Origin of the sequence: Aliterella atlantica CENA595 (assembly GCF_000952155.1) — a bacterium.
In the GTDB taxonomy this organism is placed as follows: Bacteria; Cyanobacteriota; Cyanobacteriia; order Cyanobacteriales; family Chroococcidiopsidaceae; genus Aliterella; species Aliterella atlantica.
In genome coordinates this window covers 38,290-56,905 of the sequence record NZ_JYON01000019.1, presented here as the reverse complement: position 1 = coordinate 56,905, position 18,616 = coordinate 38,290, and the positions used below count along the sequence as shown (strand labels likewise).

At 40.0% G+C, this 18,616-nt stretch carries 20 protein-coding genes, 1 pseudogene and 1 riboswitch; of the genes and pseudogenes, 13 read left to right on the top strand and 8 right to left on the bottom strand.

The window, feature by feature from the left end; all coding sequences use genetic code 11:
- Nucleotides 1–33 precede the first annotated feature (33 nt).
- Nucleotides 34–261, bottom strand: coding sequence for a hypothetical protein (locus UH38_RS16715; protein ID WP_045055815.1), 228 nt, complete (start codon nt 259–261; stop codon nt 34–36).
- Between the two features lie 281 nt (nt 262–542).
- Between UH38_RS16715 and lepA the strand changes: the two genes are divergently transcribed.
- Nucleotides 543–2,348, top strand: a complete 1,806-nt coding sequence (gene lepA / locus UH38_RS16710) for a translation elongation factor 4 (protein ID WP_045055814.1) — start codon at nt 543–545, stop codon at nt 2,346–2,348.
- A 166-nt stretch (nt 2,349–2,514) separates the two neighbouring features.
- Nucleotides 2,515–2,703: a hypothetical protein gene (locus UH38_RS16705; RefSeq protein WP_144405706.1), complete on the top strand. Its 189-nt coding sequence runs from the start codon at nt 2,515–2,517 to the stop codon at nt 2,701–2,703.
- Between the two features lie 42 nt (nt 2,704–2,745).
- Here UH38_RS16705 and UH38_RS16700 read toward each other — a convergent pair whose 3' ends face one another.
- Nucleotides 2,746–3,159: a hypothetical protein gene (locus UH38_RS16700; protein ID WP_200892486.1), complete on the bottom strand. Its 414-nt coding sequence runs from the start codon at nt 3,157–3,159 to the stop codon at nt 2,746–2,748.
- Between the two features lie 228 nt (nt 3,160–3,387).
- On the opposite strand from UH38_RS16700, the gene UH38_RS16695 reads away from it, so the two are divergent.
- Entirely contained in the window at nt 3,388–3,975 is a 588-nt protein-coding gene (locus tag UH38_RS16695; protein ID WP_045055811.1) for a PadR family transcriptional regulator, read from the top strand.
- Between the two features lie 31 nt (nt 3,976–4,006).
- Here UH38_RS16695 and UH38_RS16690 read toward each other — a convergent pair whose 3' ends face one another.
- Both UH38_RS16690 and menA read right to left on the bottom strand, forming a co-directional pair.
- Nucleotides 4,007–4,915, bottom strand: coding sequence for an o-succinylbenzoate synthase (locus tag UH38_RS16690; RefSeq protein WP_045055810.1), 909 nt, complete (start codon nt 4,913–4,915; stop codon nt 4,007–4,009).
- A complete protein-coding gene (gene menA, locus UH38_RS16685; protein ID WP_045055809.1) occupies nt 4,915–5,823 on the bottom strand; it encodes a 2-carboxy-1,4-naphthoquinone phytyltransferase in 909 nt (302 codons plus the stop codon). Before menA ends, UH38_RS16690 begins: the two co-directional genes overlap by 1 nt.
- Nucleotides 5,824–6,133: 310 nt before the next feature.
- Between menA and UH38_RS16680 the strand changes: the two genes are divergently transcribed.
- Complete coding sequence (locus tag UH38_RS16680) at nt 6,134–7,543, top strand: isochorismate synthase (RefSeq protein ID WP_045055808.1); 1,410 nt, start codon at nt 6,134–6,136, stop codon at nt 7,541–7,543.
- 105 nt (nt 7,544–7,648) lie between these two features.
- On the opposite strand, the gene UH38_RS16675 is transcribed toward UH38_RS16680, so the two are convergent.
- Complete coding sequence (locus UH38_RS16675) at nt 7,649–8,941, bottom strand: glutamate-5-semialdehyde dehydrogenase (RefSeq protein WP_144405705.1); 1,293 nt, start codon at nt 8,939–8,941, stop codon at nt 7,649–7,651.
- A 109-nt stretch (nt 8,942–9,050) separates the two neighbouring features.
- Here UH38_RS16675 and UH38_RS16670 point away from each other — a divergent pair, with 109 nt between their 5' ends.
- Nucleotides 9,051–10,874, top strand: coding sequence for an ABC transporter ATP-binding protein (locus UH38_RS16670; protein WP_045055806.1), 1,824 nt, complete (start codon nt 9,051–9,053; stop codon nt 10,872–10,874).
- A 97-nt stretch (nt 10,875–10,971) separates the two neighbouring features.
- Here UH38_RS16670 and UH38_RS16665 read toward each other — a convergent pair whose 3' ends face one another.
- Entirely contained in the window at nt 10,972–11,181 is a 210-nt protein-coding gene (locus UH38_RS16665) for a hypothetical protein (RefSeq protein WP_045055805.1), read from the bottom strand.
- A 162-nt stretch (nt 11,182–11,343) separates the two neighbouring features.
- Between UH38_RS16665 and UH38_RS16660 the strand changes: the two genes are divergently transcribed.
- From UH38_RS16660 to UH38_RS16645, 4 genes are all read left to right on the top strand, one after another.
- Entirely contained in the window at nt 11,344–11,907 is a 564-nt protein-coding gene (locus tag UH38_RS16660) for a Uma2 family endonuclease (RefSeq protein ID WP_045055804.1), read from the top strand.
- 86 nt (nt 11,908–11,993) lie between these two features.
- Nucleotides 11,994–12,215 (top strand): hypothetical protein, encoded by a 222-nt coding sequence (locus UH38_RS16655; RefSeq protein ID WP_045055803.1) that lies wholly within the window; start codon nt 11,994–11,996, stop codon nt 12,213–12,215.
- Nucleotides 12,215–12,631: a type II toxin-antitoxin system VapC family toxin gene (locus UH38_RS16650; RefSeq protein ID WP_045055802.1), complete on the top strand. Its 417-nt coding sequence runs from the start codon at nt 12,215–12,217 to the stop codon at nt 12,629–12,631. Before UH38_RS16655 ends, UH38_RS16650 begins: the two co-directional genes overlap by 1 nt.
- 157 nt (nt 12,632–12,788) lie before the next feature.
- Nucleotides 12,789–13,130: a hypothetical protein gene (locus tag UH38_RS16645; RefSeq protein WP_045055801.1), complete on the top strand. Its 342-nt coding sequence runs from the start codon at nt 12,789–12,791 to the stop codon at nt 13,128–13,130.
- An 80-nt stretch (nt 13,131–13,210) separates the two neighbouring features.
- Here the strand turns inward: UH38_RS16645 and UH38_RS16640 are convergent.
- A pseudogene (locus UH38_RS16640) lies at nt 13,211–14,539 on the bottom strand (IS701 family transposase).
- Between the two features lie 717 nt (nt 14,540–15,256).
- Here UH38_RS16640 and UH38_RS16635 point away from each other — a divergent pair.
- The 3 genes from UH38_RS16635 to UH38_RS16625 all read left to right on the top strand — a co-directional run bounded on the left by UH38_RS16635 (nt 15,257) and on the right by UH38_RS16625 (nt 17,557).
- Nucleotides 15,257–16,318, top strand: a complete 1,062-nt coding sequence (locus UH38_RS16635) for a beta-eliminating lyase-related protein (protein ID WP_045055861.1) — start codon at nt 15,257–15,259, stop codon at nt 16,316–16,318.
- A gap of 217 nt (nt 16,319–16,535) precedes the next feature.
- On the top strand, nt 16,536–16,913 hold the full coding sequence (locus UH38_RS16630) for a hypothetical protein (protein ID WP_144405704.1): 378 nt from the start codon (nt 16,536–16,538) through the stop codon (nt 16,911–16,913).
- Nucleotides 16,910–17,557 carry an HAD-IA family hydrolase gene (locus UH38_RS16625; protein ID WP_045055799.1) on the top strand — a complete coding sequence of 216 codons (648 nt, stop codon included), beginning with the start codon at nt 16,910–16,912 and terminating at the stop codon, nt 17,555–17,557. The genes UH38_RS16630 and UH38_RS16625 overlap by 4 nt, the downstream gene beginning before the upstream one ends.
- A gap of 62 nt (nt 17,558–17,619) precedes the next feature.
- Here UH38_RS16625 and UH38_RS16620 read toward each other — a convergent pair whose 3' ends face one another.
- On the bottom strand, nt 17,620–18,021 hold the full coding sequence (locus UH38_RS16620) for a DUF4278 domain-containing protein (RefSeq protein ID WP_045055798.1): 402 nt from the start codon (nt 18,019–18,021) through the stop codon (nt 17,620–17,622).
- A gap of 84 nt (nt 18,022–18,105) precedes the next feature.
- Nucleotides 18,106–18,192, bottom strand: a riboswitch (Glutamine riboswitch).
- Between the two features lie 281 nt (nt 18,193–18,473).
- Here UH38_RS16620 and UH38_RS26825 point away from each other — a divergent pair.
- Nucleotides 18,474–18,611, top strand: a complete 138-nt coding sequence (locus UH38_RS26825) for a hypothetical protein (protein WP_160295980.1) — start codon at nt 18,474–18,476, stop codon at nt 18,609–18,611.
- Nucleotides 18,612–18,616 lie beyond the last annotated feature (5 nt).

Genomic DNA, 18,616 nt, shown 5'->3' with positions numbered 1-18,616 from the left:
GTTTTACTTGCCCAAGTTTATGCTGCTAGTGCTTCAGTCATTCCATTCACCGCGTGGCGGTACAGGCGTGCGCCCAAGAGTGCGCGTTAGTTCGTCATCTCTTTGCGTTTCACCCCGCAACCACTGGCGGATTGCTACTTCAATTACTTTGCTTGGTTCCTTGGTTAAGTGTTGTAATTGATCGAGTAAAGCTGAGTCTAGCTGAATGGAAATTTCTACTTTGTCATCAAAAGAATCTAAATCAATGCTATTTTCATTCATAATGAGGTTATGATGCAGTGTTTTTTAGTTAACGTTTTTACTGCTGTAATGCGGAATTTATTATAGCTTGGGCAATTACACTTTAGCAGTCAATGCTAAAAACGCGCCTATGCCGCTAAGGTATATTGTATGGTCTTCCTGTAAAAATAAAAAATAATCCTCCCGCCTCTGGCGATTAATGTGTATAAAAACTACTTGCTATTGGTGTTATAGCGCTGTAGTAGACACTAAAATGCATTAAGTATGACAATATTTAACTTTGTTTGCTGCTAAATAAAAATATGACTGATGTTCCTGTATCTCGAATTCGTAATTTTTCGATCATAGCTCATATCGATCACGGAAAATCAACTCTAGCAGACCGCTTGTTGCAGACTACAGGCACAGTAGAGCAGCGGCAAATGAAAGAGCAGTTTCTCGATAATATGGACTTAGAACGAGAGCGCGGCATTACGATCAAGTTGCAAGCAGCGCGAATGAACTATCAATCTAAAGATGGTTTGCCCTACGTTCTAAATTTAATTGATACACCAGGTCATGTGGATTTCTCCTATGAAGTGTCGCGCAGTTTAGCTGCTTGCGAAGGTGCGTTGTTAGTAGTAGATGCATCTCAAGGAGTTGAAGCCCAAACTCTAGCTAATGTGTATCTAGCCCTAGAGCATAATTTAGAAATTATCCCAGTTTTAAACAAAATCGATTTACCAGGAGCAGAACCAGAAAGGGTAATAGGCGAAATCGAGGAAATAATTGGACTGGACTGTAGCAATGCAATCTTAGCATCAGCCAAAGAAGGCATAGGCATAGCTGAGATTTTAGAAGCAATAGTCGAGCGCGTACCGCCGCCACAAGATACAGTTACAGAACCATTAAGATCCTTAATTTTTGATAGCTATTACGATAGCTACCGAGGCGTAATCGTCTATTTTCGGGTGATGGATGGAACGGTAAAAAAAGGCGATCGCATTTTCCTGATGGCATCAGGTAAAGAATACGAAATTGATGAATTGGGAGTGCTTTCACCAACACAAAAGCAAGTAGACGAACTCCACGCCGGAGAAGTAGGTTATCTAGCAGCAGCAATTAAAGCTGTAGCCGATGCTAGGGTAGGCGATACGATTACTTTAGCTACTCGGCGGGCAAAAGAGCCATTACCAGGCTATACAGAAGCCAATCCAATGGTATTTTGCGGCTTGTTTCCCACAGATGCCGATCAATTTGAAGATTTGCGCGATGCTTTAGAAAAGCTGAAATTAAACGATGCAGCTTTAAACTACGAACCAGAAACATCAAGCGCAATGGGTTTTGGCTTCCGGTGCGGCTTTTTAGGTTTGCTGCACATGGAAATCGTGCAAGAAAGGTTAGAACGGGAATATAACTTAGATTTAATCACTACAGCCCCATCAGTAGTTTATCGAGTAACTACAAATAAAGGCGAAGTGTTGTATGTAGACAATCCCAGCACATTGCCCGAACCTAACGAACGCGAGAAAATTGAAGAACCGTACGTCAAAGTAGACATGATTACTCCTGAAAACTTTGTTGGCACTTTGATGGAGTTGTGTCAATCGCGGCGAGGGATTTTCAAAGATATGAAGTATCTTACCCAAGGACGAACGACGCTAACTTATGAGTTGCCGTTGGCGGAAGTAGTTACAGACTTTTTCGATCAAATGAAGTCGCGCACGCGCGGCTATGCCAGCATGGAATATCACTTGATTGGCTACCGCGAAAATAACTTGGTAAAACTAGATATTTTAATCAACAACGATCCAGTAGACTCTTTAGCCACCATCGTCCACCGCGATAAAGCATACAACGTCGGACGAGCTTTAGCCGAAAAACTTAAAGAGTTAATACCGCGCCATCAGTTCAAAGTACCAATCCAAGCAGCTATTGGCAGTAAAGTTATCGCCAGCGAACATATCCCCGCTTTGCGTAAAGACGTACTTGCCAAGTGCTACGGCGGCGACATCAGCCGCAAGAAAAAGCTCTTGCAAAAGCAAGCTAAAGGCAAAAAGCGAATGAAGTCTGTAGGTACGGTAGATGTACCGCAAGAAGCGTTTATGGCTGTACTGCGCTTAGAGTAAGAAAGCGTAAATGCGCGATCGCCTAGTTTAGTGCTATTTACTAGATGGTGCGATCGTGCTTTAAGTTAATACAGCAACTTATCGCTTGCCGATGTCGTCGAGTAAAATAGAGATTATTTATAAGTTTGAAAATATTCTAAATTCGGGCAATGGGAGATTTCACGAGATGATTAGTTTATTTAGGATTGGTTTAATCTTAACCTTAATATCTATAAGCTTTCCTACTGATAAACCTGCCTTTAGCATAAGTAGAGCATCCTATCAAGCTTGCGATCCTGTCAATAACCCTAAAGATTGCCGCAAAGTACCGATGGCAAGAGATGATGTGCGATCGCCCAATAGCACCCTAGTATAGTTTTGAGGACAACATACAGCAAGTACATTGTCCTCAATTGGTTTATTTAGCTGATGCTAGAAGCTCTGTCACCTCTGCATGTGCTAGTACAACATCGGGTTCGCTTTGGAGCGCATTGTAATATTTTCTCGCAAATCCATTGCCTACCTCGGATGGCATCAGTAAAATACCGACTTCAGTAACTAGACTTTCAACATCTTCTAGCAATAATGGTTCGTCTGCTTGCAGCATTTCGTCAATTCGCACTACAAGTAAAGAGATGCGGTGCAACCAGGCAAATTGTTCGCTATCAATCAAAAGTTGCAGCAATTCGCCGCTAGTTACTCTTCCGCTCACTTGTTCGTAGGCATTGCGCTCTGTATCTACCAAACAAGCATGAAGACGTAACAATTTGTTCCGCAAATCGCGTAGATATTGATGTTGGTTGATTCTTTGCAGCAGTGTATTAGAAGTCAATGCAACCCATCCTCCCGTTACGATAATCATCAATAGCTCAGTCTTGTTTAATTTCTGGGGCGATCGCTCCTCTAAACAAACAGATTAGACCCATATTAGCGCTCTGATAAGTTGGTTGTAGTATCAGCAGACGCTAATCTTTTGTTAAGATAAATCCTATATGTGATTATTCATATAATAGCACAAAAATATATAAGATAGAGCATATAAATATTTACCAAAAATACTATGTCGCTAGCGTATGCAATATTAGGTTTTCTCCAGCAAGCAGAAAGAACGGGCTATGACTTAAAAACAGATTGCTTCGATCGCTGCATGGCTTACTTGTGGGCAGCAGATCAAGCACAAATATATAAAACCCTCGATAAGTTAGTTGCCCAAGGTTGGATTAGCTGCAAAGTCGAAATACAGCACGATCGCCCCAATCGCAAGATTTACAGCGTAACCGAAACGGGGAAAGCCGAACTAACTAAATGGCTGGAGTGCCATCAACCCTTACCTACAGTACGCGAACCATTGCTCGTGCAGTTGTTTTTTGCCGCACAATTATCTAACGCAGCGATCGCTCAATTATTAGATGAGCAATTAGTAGCACGCCAAGAACAGCTAGCTAAGTGCCAAGAGGTTAATTTACCAAAGCTCAATCCTAGCCGCGAACAAGTCTTGCAACGACTGGTAATAGATTTAGCGATTCAAAGGGAACAAGCTTATATTGATTGGTTAAAAACCGCTATAGACACGATTAGCCAGCAACCAGAATCATTTAGGAACGTAGATGAACGAGGCAGTGCGTTGGGCGGCTTTGCCGACTTGTAGCACCTGCCATGCAGATGAACGCAGATGGATACTACTCAAACCAGTGGCTAATACCAAATCCTACAGCGCGCTCGCCGCGAGATAAATCCGCAGCTAAGTGTAAAGCCGCATCTCTACCCACATCTGTCTCAAATACAGAAGAGAAAACAGCATCAATATCGCGTTCCTGGCAAAATTGGCGCAAGCGGGAGGGATATCCAGCTATACAAGGCTTGATGACAAAAATATCTCGCCAGCCTCGCTCGTAACAGGTAACAAGTTGGTTGAAAGTAGCAACGGATTCATCAAGAGCGATCGCTGTAGCATAACAACTACCTAATTCCATCATCTCGTCAAATTGTTCTACTGGTAGCGGTTGTTCGATAAATTCAATTTCTATAGACGATGCTTTTAAATTGTCACAAGTCCATAACCACAAATTTGCCTCATCGTAACTAAGTCCACCATTAGCATCTAAACGCAGCTTGACATAATTGGGAAGCGATCGCGCCAATACATCAAAAATGGCTAACTCCTCAGCAATGGGATGAACGCCAATTTTCCACTTTAAGGTACGATAACCGCGATCGTAAAGCACTCGCCATTGCTGCAAAACCGTCTCTCCTGCAGGTAATAAGCCACTATAGGCAATATTTGAGGAGGAAGGATGAACGCTCAAGGCTGATTCAAAAGCAAATTGACAAGCAGGCAAATTGTCGGGAATTGAGAAAACTTCATTTGCAGTAATTTTTGCAGGTAACTGCTGACAAAATGACAGCGCTTGCGTCAAAGTCTCCGAACCAAACCAGCTAATCGGAGCAATTTCTCCTTTGCTGATATTACCTGTTTCATCCGTAAGCGCGATAATAATGCCCTCCCTTACATCCCAAATGCCGTAGCTAGTTTGTAAAGGAGGCTTAAATCTCCGCCTGTAAGGATGAAAATCAAAGCAGTATTGCATTAGCCAGCCAGCACAAAACCTAAAGCCAAAAATAGCCCGCTCCAAAAATGCAAAGCTACAGCAATGAATTTACAATTGCTTACTTGTTCTGGGCGATCGTGATTTTGTAAAGCATGGCGAGATAGCTTGAGCGCAAAAGGTAGACTCAACCAAATTAGCAACGTCCAAACTGGGAAGCTGCCCAAAACTACAAACAAGCTTGTCAGTAAATAGATGCTGCCACATAGCCAAGGTAATAAATTAGCAGCCTTTAGCGTACCGAGACGGACAATTGGCGACTTTTTGCCAGCGGCTAAATCGTCTGTAACTTGATGGAAATGAGAGCAAAATAATATCAAACTTGTGGCAATACCAACTACAATCGAAGCGACGAAGCAAGCAGCAGAGAAAGATTGCGCTTGACTGTAGTAAGCTGCGGCTACTGCCAAAGGACCAAAACAGAAAAAGCAAATAATTTCGCCTACACCCTGGTAGCCGAGACGAAAAGGCGGTCCTTGGTAACTATAACCTAAAGCACAAGATAGCAAAATTAGCCAGATTACAGTTAAGTCTTTTTGCCACCAAGCGATCGCAATTATACCCAACAAGCCCAAACTTAAAAACAGATTTCCCAGCCAAAAAATTAACTGCTTATTACCTGTTAAATTTACCAAAGAATGGGCTTTATTTTTATCGATACCTGTTTCTGCATCAAATACATCATTACTCAGATTAATCCAAGCAACTATAGCAATAGCAGACATTAAAAAAGTAGCAAAACACAGCCCTTTAAAAGTATTAGTTTCTGCAAAAGCGATCGCACTTCCTACCCAGATAGGAATAACAGCAACACTATACATTGGCGGCTTAATTGCTGCCATCCATAGATTTTTTTGCGGATATGAAATTGAATTTGTAATAGTAGTCATCAGAAGTTGTAAATAAAATTGTCAACAGCTTAACTAATGCACGCAAATCGACTATAAGCACTTATAAGTTAGTACCAACCGGAAAACAAATTATTACCCTTGCCAGTTCTTCTGTACCATAGAGAAATCAGTACCAACAGGAGTTTTGACTTCAAGGCTATAGACTAAGATCGAGCATGGAGATAGGCATGAAATCAGATTTCTGCCTAGATGGTTAGAGGTCGTATAAATATGCTCCCTCTAGAAATACCATCATGCTCTGTCGCAATTTAGGAACGTATCTTTAAAAAAATTTACTATTTCTACATTCATGCAAGTTCTACCGCGTCCAACGAATATTTCTTTAGACTACAAGGAACTATATCAATTTCTTTTAGCTTGCCAGCAAAAAAGCCTACTCAAAAACAAACGACAATTCATTAGCATACCAATAGCAATTGAACAAGTAGATCCGCTAATTATTTTTGAAAACTTAGCAAAACAAGAGCAATTAAATTTTTACTTTGAAAACAAAGGTAAACAAGAAGCGATCGCAGCTATAGATGCAGTAGCACAACTACAAATAGAAGGCAAAAACAGATTTAGTAAAGTTCAAAATTTTATCAAAACCTGTACAGAAGATATAATAATTTTTGATAAGCTTAATAAATTTACAACAGAACCGAGATTTTTTTGCAGCTTTAGTTTCTTTGACACCACAGAAGCAGACTATCCATTTGCTGCTGCAACAGTATTTTTACCATGTTGGCAGATTGTTAGGGATAGCGATCGCACAATATTAATTGCCAACATAGCAATCGACCCAAACACAAATTTACCAGCATTAATACCTCAGTTAAAAAGTGATATTAGCAAGATTGTCACAATAGAGCAGCAAACAAACAAATATAGTTTTTCCCACAATTTACATACAAAAGATATAGCTGACACCAAAAAACTTCAGCAAACAATTTTAGCTGCATTAACATCTATCAGAGCCGGACAACTAAATAAAATAGTATTAGCGCAAGCCCTAAATGTATGGTCGGCAAAGGATTTCAGTCTATATAACTCCTTGGATAACCTGCGGCAAAACCATCCAAACTGCTATATATTTTCCATTAGCAACAGCAAAGGGCAAAACTTCATTGGAGCAAGCCCAGAGAGACTAATAAGCATAAGCGATCGCAAATTAGAAATAGATGCCTTAGCAGGTTCAGCCCCTAGAGGCAAAACAGCCATAGCAGACAAACAACTAGCCAACCAATTATTAAACAGCGACAAAGAAAAACGCGAACACAAAGTAGTAATAGACTTTATTACCCAACACTTAAACCAGCTAGGAATCAAGCCTCAGATTCTAGCACCAAGACTAAGGCAACTAGCAAACATCCAACATCTGTGGACACCGATAGAAGCAAAAATTCCTCACAACGTACACCCCTTAGAAATAGTAGCCCAACTTCACCCTACCCCAGCAGTAGCAGGAGAAACCAGAGACATAGCCTGCCAACAAATCAGACACTACGAAAACTTCGAGAGAGGCTTATACGCAGCCCCTATAGGATGGATAGACACCCAAAACAACAGCGAATTCATAGTAGGCATACGTTCCGCACTGATAGACAGAAATAGAGCTATCCTATACGCTGGAGCAGGAATAGTAGCAGGCTCAGATCCAGCCAAAGAACTAGCAGAAATCCAACTCAAACTCCAAGCCCTACTCAAAGCCTTAACTTGAAAAAGAAAATAACTTGTTATCTGTTTGCTCATACTCCCCCCGTATTCATGCTAGACGTAGCAGCTAGACGTAGCACTGCTAAGTCTCTACATCCCCTGCTCTGTTTTACCCCAAATCCTGATGCTTAAACTGTTTGCAATCTGTGCCTGTGTAACTAGCTACTATATGCCCATCACCTACAACCTGATACTTGTAAGTAACAAGCCCTTCTAAGCCCACAGGACCGCGAGGAGGCAGCTTTTGGGTACTGATTCCCACCTCAGCCCCGAAACCGTAGCGGAAGCCATCAGCAAAGCGCGTAGAGCAATTATGATAAACTCCAGCACTATTAACCTGGGCTATAAATACATTAGCAGCATCAGCGTCTTGAGTTGCGATCGCATCAGTATGACCAGAACCGTAATCATTAATATGAGCAATCGCCTCAGCCAAAGAATCTACAACCCTTATAGCCAAAACCAAATCGCTATATTCAGTCGCCCAATCCGCATCGTTAGCCACAGCAACATCAACAACAGCGCGAGTACGTTCATCGCCCCTTAACTCCACCTGACGCGCCTGCAAAGCCTCTGTAACAGCGGGAAGAAAAGCTGGGGCAATATCCTTGTGGACTAGCAAAGTTTCAATTGCATTACAAGCAGCGGGGTATTGAGTCTTAGCATCTACAGCAATATCCACAGCCTGAGCAATATCCGCCTGTGCATCTACATATAAGTGACAAATACCTTCCGCATGACCTAATACGGGAATATGAGTATTATTTTGCACAAAGCGGACAAAAGAATTAGAGCCTCTAGGAATAATTAGATCCACGTAAGCATCTAAACTTAATAGTTCTAATGTTTCTTCTCTAGTAGTCAGCAATTGGACGACATCAGGACTAATCCCAGCTTGCGCCAATCCTTGACCAATAGCTTTTAGAATTGCCTGACAAGAATTAATCGCCTCTTGTCCGCACTTGAGGATTACGCCATTTCCTGACTTAATTGCCAATGTAGAAATTTGAATAGCCGCATCAGGTCTTGCTTCAAAAATAACTCCCAAAACTCCCAACGGACAAGTAACGCGCTTGAGAATTAAATCATCATCTAACTGACGGTGAATTTGCACTGCACCCACAGGATCGCTTAATTTAGCAACATCGCGTACTCCAGCGATCGCATCTTTGAGCTTGGCTTCATCCAATTTCAGGCGATTGTATAAAGGCTTGGGAATACCTGCACTCACAGCAGCTTGACAATCTGCACCATTTGCCACAATAATTTCTGCTTTTGCTGATTCTAGAGCTTGGGCGACTTCTTCTATAGCTGCATTTTTCGCCTCAGTTGATAACATTGCTAGCTTTTGGGCGCTTTGGCGACAAGCTTGGGCAGTTTTGATTAGGGAATTATTACTCATAACAATATTTAGCGCTACCTCAATCTGTAGCATGGTGACAGGGGTAAGAAGCGATCGCTATCCTTGAAGGAATGTAAAGATATTAGCAGCCTTACTATTTAAGTTTTAAATGACTAGCGTATCACCTGCAACACCGCTGCGAAATCGCCGCACCAAGGAAAATGACTGGCGCTTGTTTCTGAGGTTAGTACCTTATGCCCGTCGTCACGGACGGTTACTGACAGTTTCGATGTTGTTGCTCGTGCCATTATCTATCGCTGGAGCATTGCAGCCGATTTTAATTGGACAAGCAATTTCCCTGATTCGGCAAGAACCAAGTACCTATGAATTTCTGCGAAATCTGCCGTTATCGCAAGGACTAGCGTTTTTAGAAGCTTTATTGCTATTTACAGTTGTAATTCGCTTAATTTTTACTGGTATCCAGGGATATCTAGTTCAAAAAGTAGGGCAACAAATTACTGCGGATATTCGTGCAGATTTATTTCAGCACGTCACATCCTTAGCGGTGCGCTTTTTTGACAGCACCCCAGTAGGAAAATTGATTACCCGCCTTACTAGCGATGTAGAAGCATTAGGCGATGTCTTTACTACTGGTGCAATTGGCATCGTCAGCGATTTGTTTTCTATGCTGGTGATTGTATTTTTTATGTTTAGGGAGCAATGGCAACTAGCTCTAATGCTAGTGTTGATGCTGTTTCCTATTACTGGGCTAATTATCTATTTCCAGCAGCAGTATCGTAAGGCGAACTACAAAGCTAGAGAAGAGTTATCGATTCTCAACTCTTCATTGCAGGAAAATATCATCGGCATCAATGTCGTGCAGCTATTTCGCCGCGAACGATTCAACTCTGAGATGTTTCGTACCAATAACCAGCGTTATATCAAAGAAGTAGATAAAACTATTTTTCACGATTCAGCAGTATCAGCTACTTTAGAATGGATTGCCCTAGTTGCGATCGCTGCTGTACTTTGGCTAGGTGGTTTCCTTATTCTCCGCGAACAATTAACGTTAGGGACGCTATCAACATTTATTTTATTTGCCCAACGCTTATTCGATCCTTTGCGTCAATTTGCCGAAAAATTTACTGCTATTCAAGCAGGGTTTACGGCTGTAGAGCGAGTTAGCGATATTTTAGACGAGCCAATTGAAATCCGCGATCCAGAATACAAAATTGAAGGAGCAGCCACAATTGCTACTCCCCAAGTAGGCGAAATCCGCTTTGAGAATGTCTGGTTTGCTTACAAAGATGACGATTACGTAATTAAGGAGCTAAGTTTTACGATTAAACCTGGGGAAAAAGTTGCTTTAGTTGGTCCTACAGGTGCGGGTAAAAGTTCGATAATTAGGCTATTGTGCCGCCTTTACGAACCTAGTAAGGGGCGGATTTTGGTAGATGGCATTAATGTCAAAGACTTACCGCAATCTGAACTGCGGCGGCGGATGGCAGTTATTTTGCAAGAAGGATTTTTGTTTGCTGGCGATGTTAAAAGTAACATTACCTTGGGCGATAGTTACTCAATGGAGGAAATTCGTGCAGCCGCCGAAAAAACTAACGTTGCTCAGTTTATCGAACAACTACCGCAAACCTACGATACTCAACTGCGGGAACGGGGTACAAACCTTTCGAGCGGACAAAAACAGTTATTAGCATTTGCTCGCGCCGCTATTCGCAACCCGCATATTCTGGTATTGGATGAGGCAACAGCTAGTTTGGATGTAAGAACAGAAGCATTGATTCAAGATGCTTTAGATCGATTATTGGTAGAACGAACTGCGATCGTTATTGCTCACCGCCTCTCAACTATTCGTAATGTAGATCGAATCTTTGTCCTCAAACGGGGTGAATTAATTGAGTCAGGTAGTCATGAGGAGCTATTAGCCCAAGGTGGATTGTATGCTAGCTTGCATAACTTGCAGATGTTGGGGAGTTAGCGATCGCATTTTCCACGCCTGAGTTTAGATAACTGATCGATCGTTTATTAGCTCTTTGAATTACTAATCGACGCAGAAAAGCTGGGATTGCAGTCACTTATGCTTGCTTCGTGACTTGTGTTGAGCGCAAACGCAGTAGAGACAAAAATTCTGCTAGTTCAACAAGCCCTGCTGCTTCCTGTTGTTCTGCATAAGATAGCGCATAACCCTCATCCTGACGCTCTAGCAAAAATTGTAAACGTGCTTGAACCGCTTGGGGAGACTGGAATCGTGTTAATTCTACAGGAATCTCAATAACTTCAGACATATAGTAGCGAACTTAATTAAAAAGTTGACTGTAGTTTTGTTGTAGGTGAAAGATGCAAAATAGGAATTTGAGGTTATTTGCCGCATGAAGGTGCGCGGCTTGGATACAGGCAATACAATAGAAATTTAGTTTGGATCTTACAGAGCTAGAGGTAAGCCCAAAATGGTACAAATACCATCTAAATCATTGACATTGGCGGAGTTTCTGAAACTACCGGAAACAAAACCTGCTAGTGAATATATTGATGGTCAAATTATCCAAAAACCGATGCCACAGGGAAAACATAGTGCCATTCAAGGAGAATTTGTACCTGCTATTAACAGCATTGTCAAACATAAGCGCCTTGCTCGTGCATTCCCTGAGCTACGTTGTACCTTTGGCGATCGCTCGATTGTTCCTGATATTGTAGTTTTTACTTGGGAAAATATCCCCCGCGATGAAAATGGGGAAATTGCTAATATATTTTCTATTGCTCCAGATTGGACAATTGAAATCTTATCCCCAGACCAAAGCCAAACTAGAGTAACAAAAAACATTCTTCATTGTCTCAAGTATGGGACGCAAATGGGCTGGTTAATCGATCCTGAAGAGCAAACCATATTTATCTATCGTCCGAAACAAGAAATGGAAGTATTTGATGAGCCGGATCAGGTGCTTCCTGTACCAACTTTTGCCAGCAATTTACGCCTCACAGTTAAGGATTTGTTTGCTTGGTTGCTGGAGTAAGAATAGCATTTTTCTCCTTTTGAGTCTTGCACCAGTACCAAAGGCTTAAAATCAGTGTATGGTAGGCTCTACACATTTCTGGGAAAATGACATTACAAGAACTACAAAAACAAGTGCTGCAATTATCCACTAGCGATCGCTGGCAGTTGGTACAAGCTCTTTTAGAGTCTCTTAAAAGAGAAACACACCCTAATTTAAAACAGGGAAACCTGTCTCGACTAAGAGGCATTGCCAAGAGTTCGGCAGCTACAGGTGAGGCTGATACCAAAGAAGATTACGTGACTTACTTGACCGAGAAGTATCAGTAATGCGGGTTTTAATTGATACCAATGTTATTCTTGATTTCTTGCAAGAGCGAGAACCATTTGTAGCAAATGCAGCAAGATTATTTGAGCGTATTGATACTGGAGAGATTGAGGGATTTATTGCCGCAACAACAATTACAAATATCTACTACATCGTCCGTAAAGCATCAGGGAAAGTAGTAGCTCAAGATGCAATTACTCAAATTTTGTCGGATGTAAACATTTGTGCAGTCGATCTAGAAATATTAGAACAAGCTCTTGCTTTAAATTTTCAAGATTTTGAAGACGCAGTACAGTATGCCTGTGCGGTAGCGCACAAGGTAGATGCAATAGTAACTCGCGACCCAGCTGGATTTATTAGTGCGGAGATTCCTGTAGTATTGCCTGAAGAACTCGATACTCTCAGCAGTGGTGAGTGAAGAAACTAAAGTCACTATTGGCGCGGCATAATAATTTCAATGTATCCGACCGCCGAGAGGTTATTTGTTAGTATTCAAGATTATTTGCGGAGGATAATCGGAGATGTCGTACTGCGCTACGGCTGGAATGCGTGCGATACAGCGATACAGTTAAATCATGCTCATTAATTGGATTTATGAAGAAAATCTCAAGCTTCTGCTTGAAACATTGTCTTGTCTTGTCGATTATAGTTTTGATGAATCTGATTGGGTGGCATTCAACATTGGTATAGTCAATACAAATGTTGAAAAAGATGAATGGTACGAATACCAGTTAATCGGTAAGCAAACTATTGAAGTCAAAATTGCGGCTGACCCTGGCTCGTGTGTTATTCATGTGCAACTGCAAAGTAAGCCCGATGTAGAAGAAAAAGCCGAAGTAGCAATCACCATCTTCAGCAATACAAAGTGGTGTAAAAGTAGTCAACCGCAACGCAAAAAAGCACGCAAAATGACTTAGGAAGGTAGCTTTTCTTATCGACTATCTAGATATCCCTCTTTTGTCACTTTCCGCATTAAGCGAGTAGGAAATAAACCGTTTTATCCAGAAGAATAAAAAGGTTTGAATTGATTCATTGCACTGATTAGGTGATTAAATCCCAGCAATAAGTTGGGATTAGGAAAAATATCTAACCAAGGAGAAACTAACCAAAACAATAAGAGTGGTTGGATAATTAAGCGCCAGATTATTTAGAACATTCTTCCATCCGCTTTTGTGATTCCATTGTTGATGATTAGAAAAATCCACACGCTCACTTTTTTGCCTCTCAGTTTGAATTTGATGAGATTAATATACAGCTAAAAAAGCTGGAGAACTTAAACTAATCATTGTACAAACGCAGAAAATAATCTCCCACCACTTCTCGATATGCTTGAAATTGGTAAAGCGATAATTTGTCCAGCCTAATTCCTGTTTGCACTGCCGAAAGCCATATTTAACCCAGGTTCTCAACCCATATAAGTCGCCTATGGTCTTTTTTAAATTTCCTTGAAAATTGGTATGACAAATGTCGTAGAATTCTCAGGCAGTATCTCTGAGGCAGTAGTTATTTGCCAGTAAGTTATTGCTCTTTTTTTACCATAGATTATTTCCCTAATGTATCTAATTTCTGATTTTTGATTGCTAAATGTTCGCTCAAATTTACACCACTTATTTGCCCTAACGCTTTGGTTGGAAGGCAACCAGACTGCATGATTACTTCTAATCGCTACCACATAATCTAAGTTATGCTCAGCTAAACTACTCAAAAACTGGCTACTTTCCCCAAATAAGCTATCCGCTAAAACCAGTTTAATATTAAAGCCTTCTTTAATTAATTCTGTAATAATTTCTACGGCTAACTCAATTTTAGTTTGATATTTATCTTCTGCTTTCAGCGTTCCTTTAGGTTTGAACACCTTGACGATTAAGGGAAAGCTTATATTACAGTAAACTCCATAGGCATTAACCGAAACTATCCCATTATCTATTTTCCCGATGCTTCCTAAATATTGCCTAGCCACATAATCTGTTTTTTTGCCTTTTTTTATATCTCCTGTCTCATCAATTACTACAGTTATGGTCTTCCCCTGTAATGCTTTCTTTATTCTTGCTAATCATCTGCTTCTTAATTGCTCTACTGACCAATCTGAATTTGCTATAAAATGATGTAATAACTGGGCTGAGTTTATACTTACTACTTTAGCTATCTCTGGTAATGATTTTCTTTTTATTGGGGAAATTATTCCTAAGTGTAGATATTTGAAGCACTCATAGTTTCTTACTTCTTTGAATAAGTCTTTATACTCTGTGCAATACGAGTCTATGATTGCCACTGTTGGATGGGCATCTCTAGGCAAATGCTTCAGGATTTGTAATTCCACATCCATTGCCCTATCTACCTTATAGAGTTTTATTTTTTGATTTATTTACTTATCATCCTCGGAAAGTGACAAAAGAGGGATAAGCTGAAACAGGGAATCTGTCTCCATTGCAAGGAATTGCCAAGAGTTCGGCAGCTACAGAAGAGGCAGATACTAAAGAGGATTACGTAACCTACTTGACCAATGGCTTAAAGTAAGATAATAAATTTTTAATATTATTGTTTGTCTTTTTTGGTGTATTGGGTTTGTTAATGCAAATTGTAGGCATCCCAATCTTAACTTGTAAGTTTAATATACTTTCTTTATTATTTATAGTTTTATTTGTACGTAGCTTATCGTTTTTTTTTGATGCTAATTTGGACAATTGTTAAGTATTTTATTGCAATTAGCATAGTGTTTTCTATATTTAATTCATTAGTGCAACCAGCGATTAATACACTTATTTGTTTTAACTTAAGTCAGCAGACCAAGGAACTGTGATAGGATCGGATGCATTTTATTTAGCTAATTTTAATACAATTGGACGTGTAATTGCTAGAGTGACAATAGATAGCAAAAATCTCACAAAATAAGGTCATTCTTTATATTTAGCTGGAATATTAACCTTTTTAGTATTACTGCTAGCAGTATGTACGCGGCGAAAATATGCAGTTAAAGGTACTACTTAAAGCTGACGATTTTAATTTATCTAATTATCCTGAAAAAGAAAGTATAAAGCTAACTATGAATTTTTGCAGCGACAATGTAACTGGAGTAGCGCCGGAAATTATGGCGGCGCTAGCTGATGCAAATAAGGGCGTAGCAATGCCTTATGGCGATGATGAGTGCAGCCAAAACTTGCAAACCAAGTTTTCCTACTTATTTGAAAAAGAGGTTACAGTTTTCCCTGTAGTCACGGGTTCAGCAGCCAATTCTTTAGCATTATCTGTGATGTGTCCGCCTTTTGGGGCAATTTTATGTCATACTCAATCGCATATCAATATTGATGAGTGCGGCGCACCAGAATTTTACACTGGTGGGGCAAAGTTAGTTACACTTGCTGGCGATTGTGGTAAGCTTGTCGCCCAAGACTTGCAAAATACTATCGAACGTGCAGGTATTGGCTTTGTGCATCACGTACAGCCAGCAACTATTAGCATTACTCAAGCTAGCGAAGCAGGTACGCTTTACAGCAAAGCTGAAATCGAGCAGATTGCCGAAATTGCTAAGACTTACAACCTCAACTTGCATATGGATGGTACGCGGTTTGCGAATGCTGTTGCTAGTTTAGGTTGTTCTCCTGCAGATATAACTTGGCGTGCTGGAGTTGATATTCTGTGTTTTGGTGCAACTAAAAATGGGGCAATGGCGGCTGAAGCGGTAATATTTTTTAATCGTGCTTTAGCAGAGACATTTGGCTACAGACGCAAGCGTGGCGGACATCTGTTGTCGAAGATGAGATTTGTATCAGCGCAGTTAGATGCTTATATTACTAACGATTTATGGTTAAAAAACGCTACTCATGCAAATAAGATGGCAGCCAAACTAGCTGCAGGAATTGAGTCATTACTAGTGGTGAAGTTGTGTTATGAGGTACAAGCTAATGAAATATTTGTCCAACTACCTGAATTAGTTATAGAAAAACTAATTGCCACTGGCTTCGCGTTTTATCGAGGCGAATACAATACTGTACGTTTAGTAACTGCTTTTGATACTCAAGCAGCGGATGTTGATGCTTTTATAACTACGACTCGTACTTGTATAGATAATAATTATAATGCGATCGCATCGTCTACTCTGGGATAATCTCATCTATATAACGTAGCAACATCAAATGCTAAAAACCCTTAAGTTTAACTTGTTTTGGTACATTTTCGCCAGCTTAATAATTGCCTTTACATTTACAATATTTTCTAACTGGGTAATACTATCTTGCGTTTGGTTCGGGGCGTTTTTTATTTTTAGATTCTCTGGTTTAGAGGCGAAGTTACCAAATAAAGAACATCGCCTTTATTTAATGACTATGTGTATCTACCCTCTCGTTGAAACTTCAATTACATGGGTAATTCAAAAAAATATTGTTCCCTTTTCTTGGAACGTACTAAATCGGTTAGAGCATTTTGTTACTTCTGTAGCTGTAGTAATTATTTTCTTGCCATTGTTTGCCTACGTTTGGGCAAATTTGAAATGGTGGCAAAGTTTAGTATTTATCATAGGTTTAGTTTGCTTAGTTGGCAATATTAATGAAATTTTTGAATATAGTTTGCGTGCTTGCTGTCGACCTTACAGCGATTTTAAATATGCAACTTATTACTGGGATACTATCTACGATACAGTTATGAATATAGTAGGTGGTTTAATCGGTTTTGTAATTATTAGGTGGAATGCTAAACTGTCATGAAGCAACCTAAAGTTATTTTTCTAGACGCTGTAGGCACGCTATTTTATATCAAAGGTAGTGTAGGTGTAGTTTACGCTGATATCGCTAGGCAATTTGGTGTTGAAGTTGCAGGCGAAGCCGTAAATGCAGCCTTTTTTCAAAGCTTTGTTGCTGCACCGCCGCCAATGTTTCCAGGCGTGAAACTAGAAGATATTCCCGATTATGAATACGAGTGGTGGCAAAGTGTAGCCCTAGATACATTCAACAGAGTAGGAGTATTAGAGAAATTTGCAGATTTTGCTACTTTTTTTGATTCTCTTTACAGTCATTTTGCTACTGCAAAACCTTGGTTTATCTATGCAGATGTTATCCCAACTCTAGAATATTGGCAGCGAAGAGGGATTGAGTTAGGTATAATCTCAAATTTTGATTCGCGCCTATATTTAGTATTAGCAGCGCTGGGATTAGAAAATTTTTTTAGTTCTATTACTATTTCTACAGAAGCAGGCGCGGCTAAACCAGAATCACAGATTTTTACAACTGCTTTAAGCAAGCATAACTGTCTACCTGAAAAGGCTTGGCATATTGGCGATAGTTTTAAAGAAGATTATCAAGGCGCTACAAAATCTGGATTGACAGCTATTTTATTAAAGCGCAGCGAATAGTTATAAATAAATTACCTACTAAATTGTTTAGTAGGTAATTTGAGTTCAAAAGTATAAATTATTTAAATTAATTCTCTTGCCTCAATTTGCAATAAGCGAATCAAGTCTTCGTCACCTTTTTCTATCGCTACTTGCAATCTGCGTTCTAAGTTATTGCGAATATTAGCAAGATGAGTGCTAGTTACTTCATGTGCAGGTAGCTGGATGGGTGCTTGCACTTGTTCTTGAGTAATTTGCACTTTAAAGCGCTTTGGCAATAAGTTAGCTTCTACGTCTATAGGGTCGCCAAGTGAGTAGCTATTACCGCGATACTTAAGTTCTACTGCTAATGGTGGTACTGGTATATGTTTCACGTATTTGGGCTTCCAGTGAGCGCCGCGATATTTACCGCTAACCTCACCTTGGGTGAGTTCTAAGACGGGATTGTTTGCTTCGTAAGCAACACCACGATAAGTAAGTTTCATCTTTTTATTCTCTAGTTTTATGGTTTGACTTTAGTAAGTTCAATCTGAAGAGCGCCCCAGCGCAACTCCGTAATTTAGTCTATGGGCGCGTTCCTTCAGGATTACTCCTTACTTCCGTCTCTATAAAACATCTATCTTGAGTTAGATAGTTAAAAAATAGAAATGAACGATTTTATTTCTGTATTCAATTTTACTGTTTTGCCAATAAAACGGCAAGTTTACAAAAACTTAACAAAAGTAGCTGTTGTACATTACTCAATCAAAAAATATTACTTAGGATAGAGGTGCTAAAATATAATTGCTGCATAAGACAGCGCGATCGCCTCAGTGAAATTAGCTAAACAATAGCTGGGACTTAATACTTTCACAAAACAAAAATACTAAAAGCAAACAGTTCTTCGTAATATTGCTGATAAGCCTAACTGCTGAAATGAGCGTAGTGCAAGGCTTGCGTGAATTCACTCAATTTTTCTAGCTGCAAATGTTCGGATTTAGAAAAATTTGGGTTATATAAGTACGGTCATTTTCTCCAGCTATGTCTAAGGGCAGAACTATTGATGCGATCGCCTACTGGTCAAATTAAGGAATAGAAAAA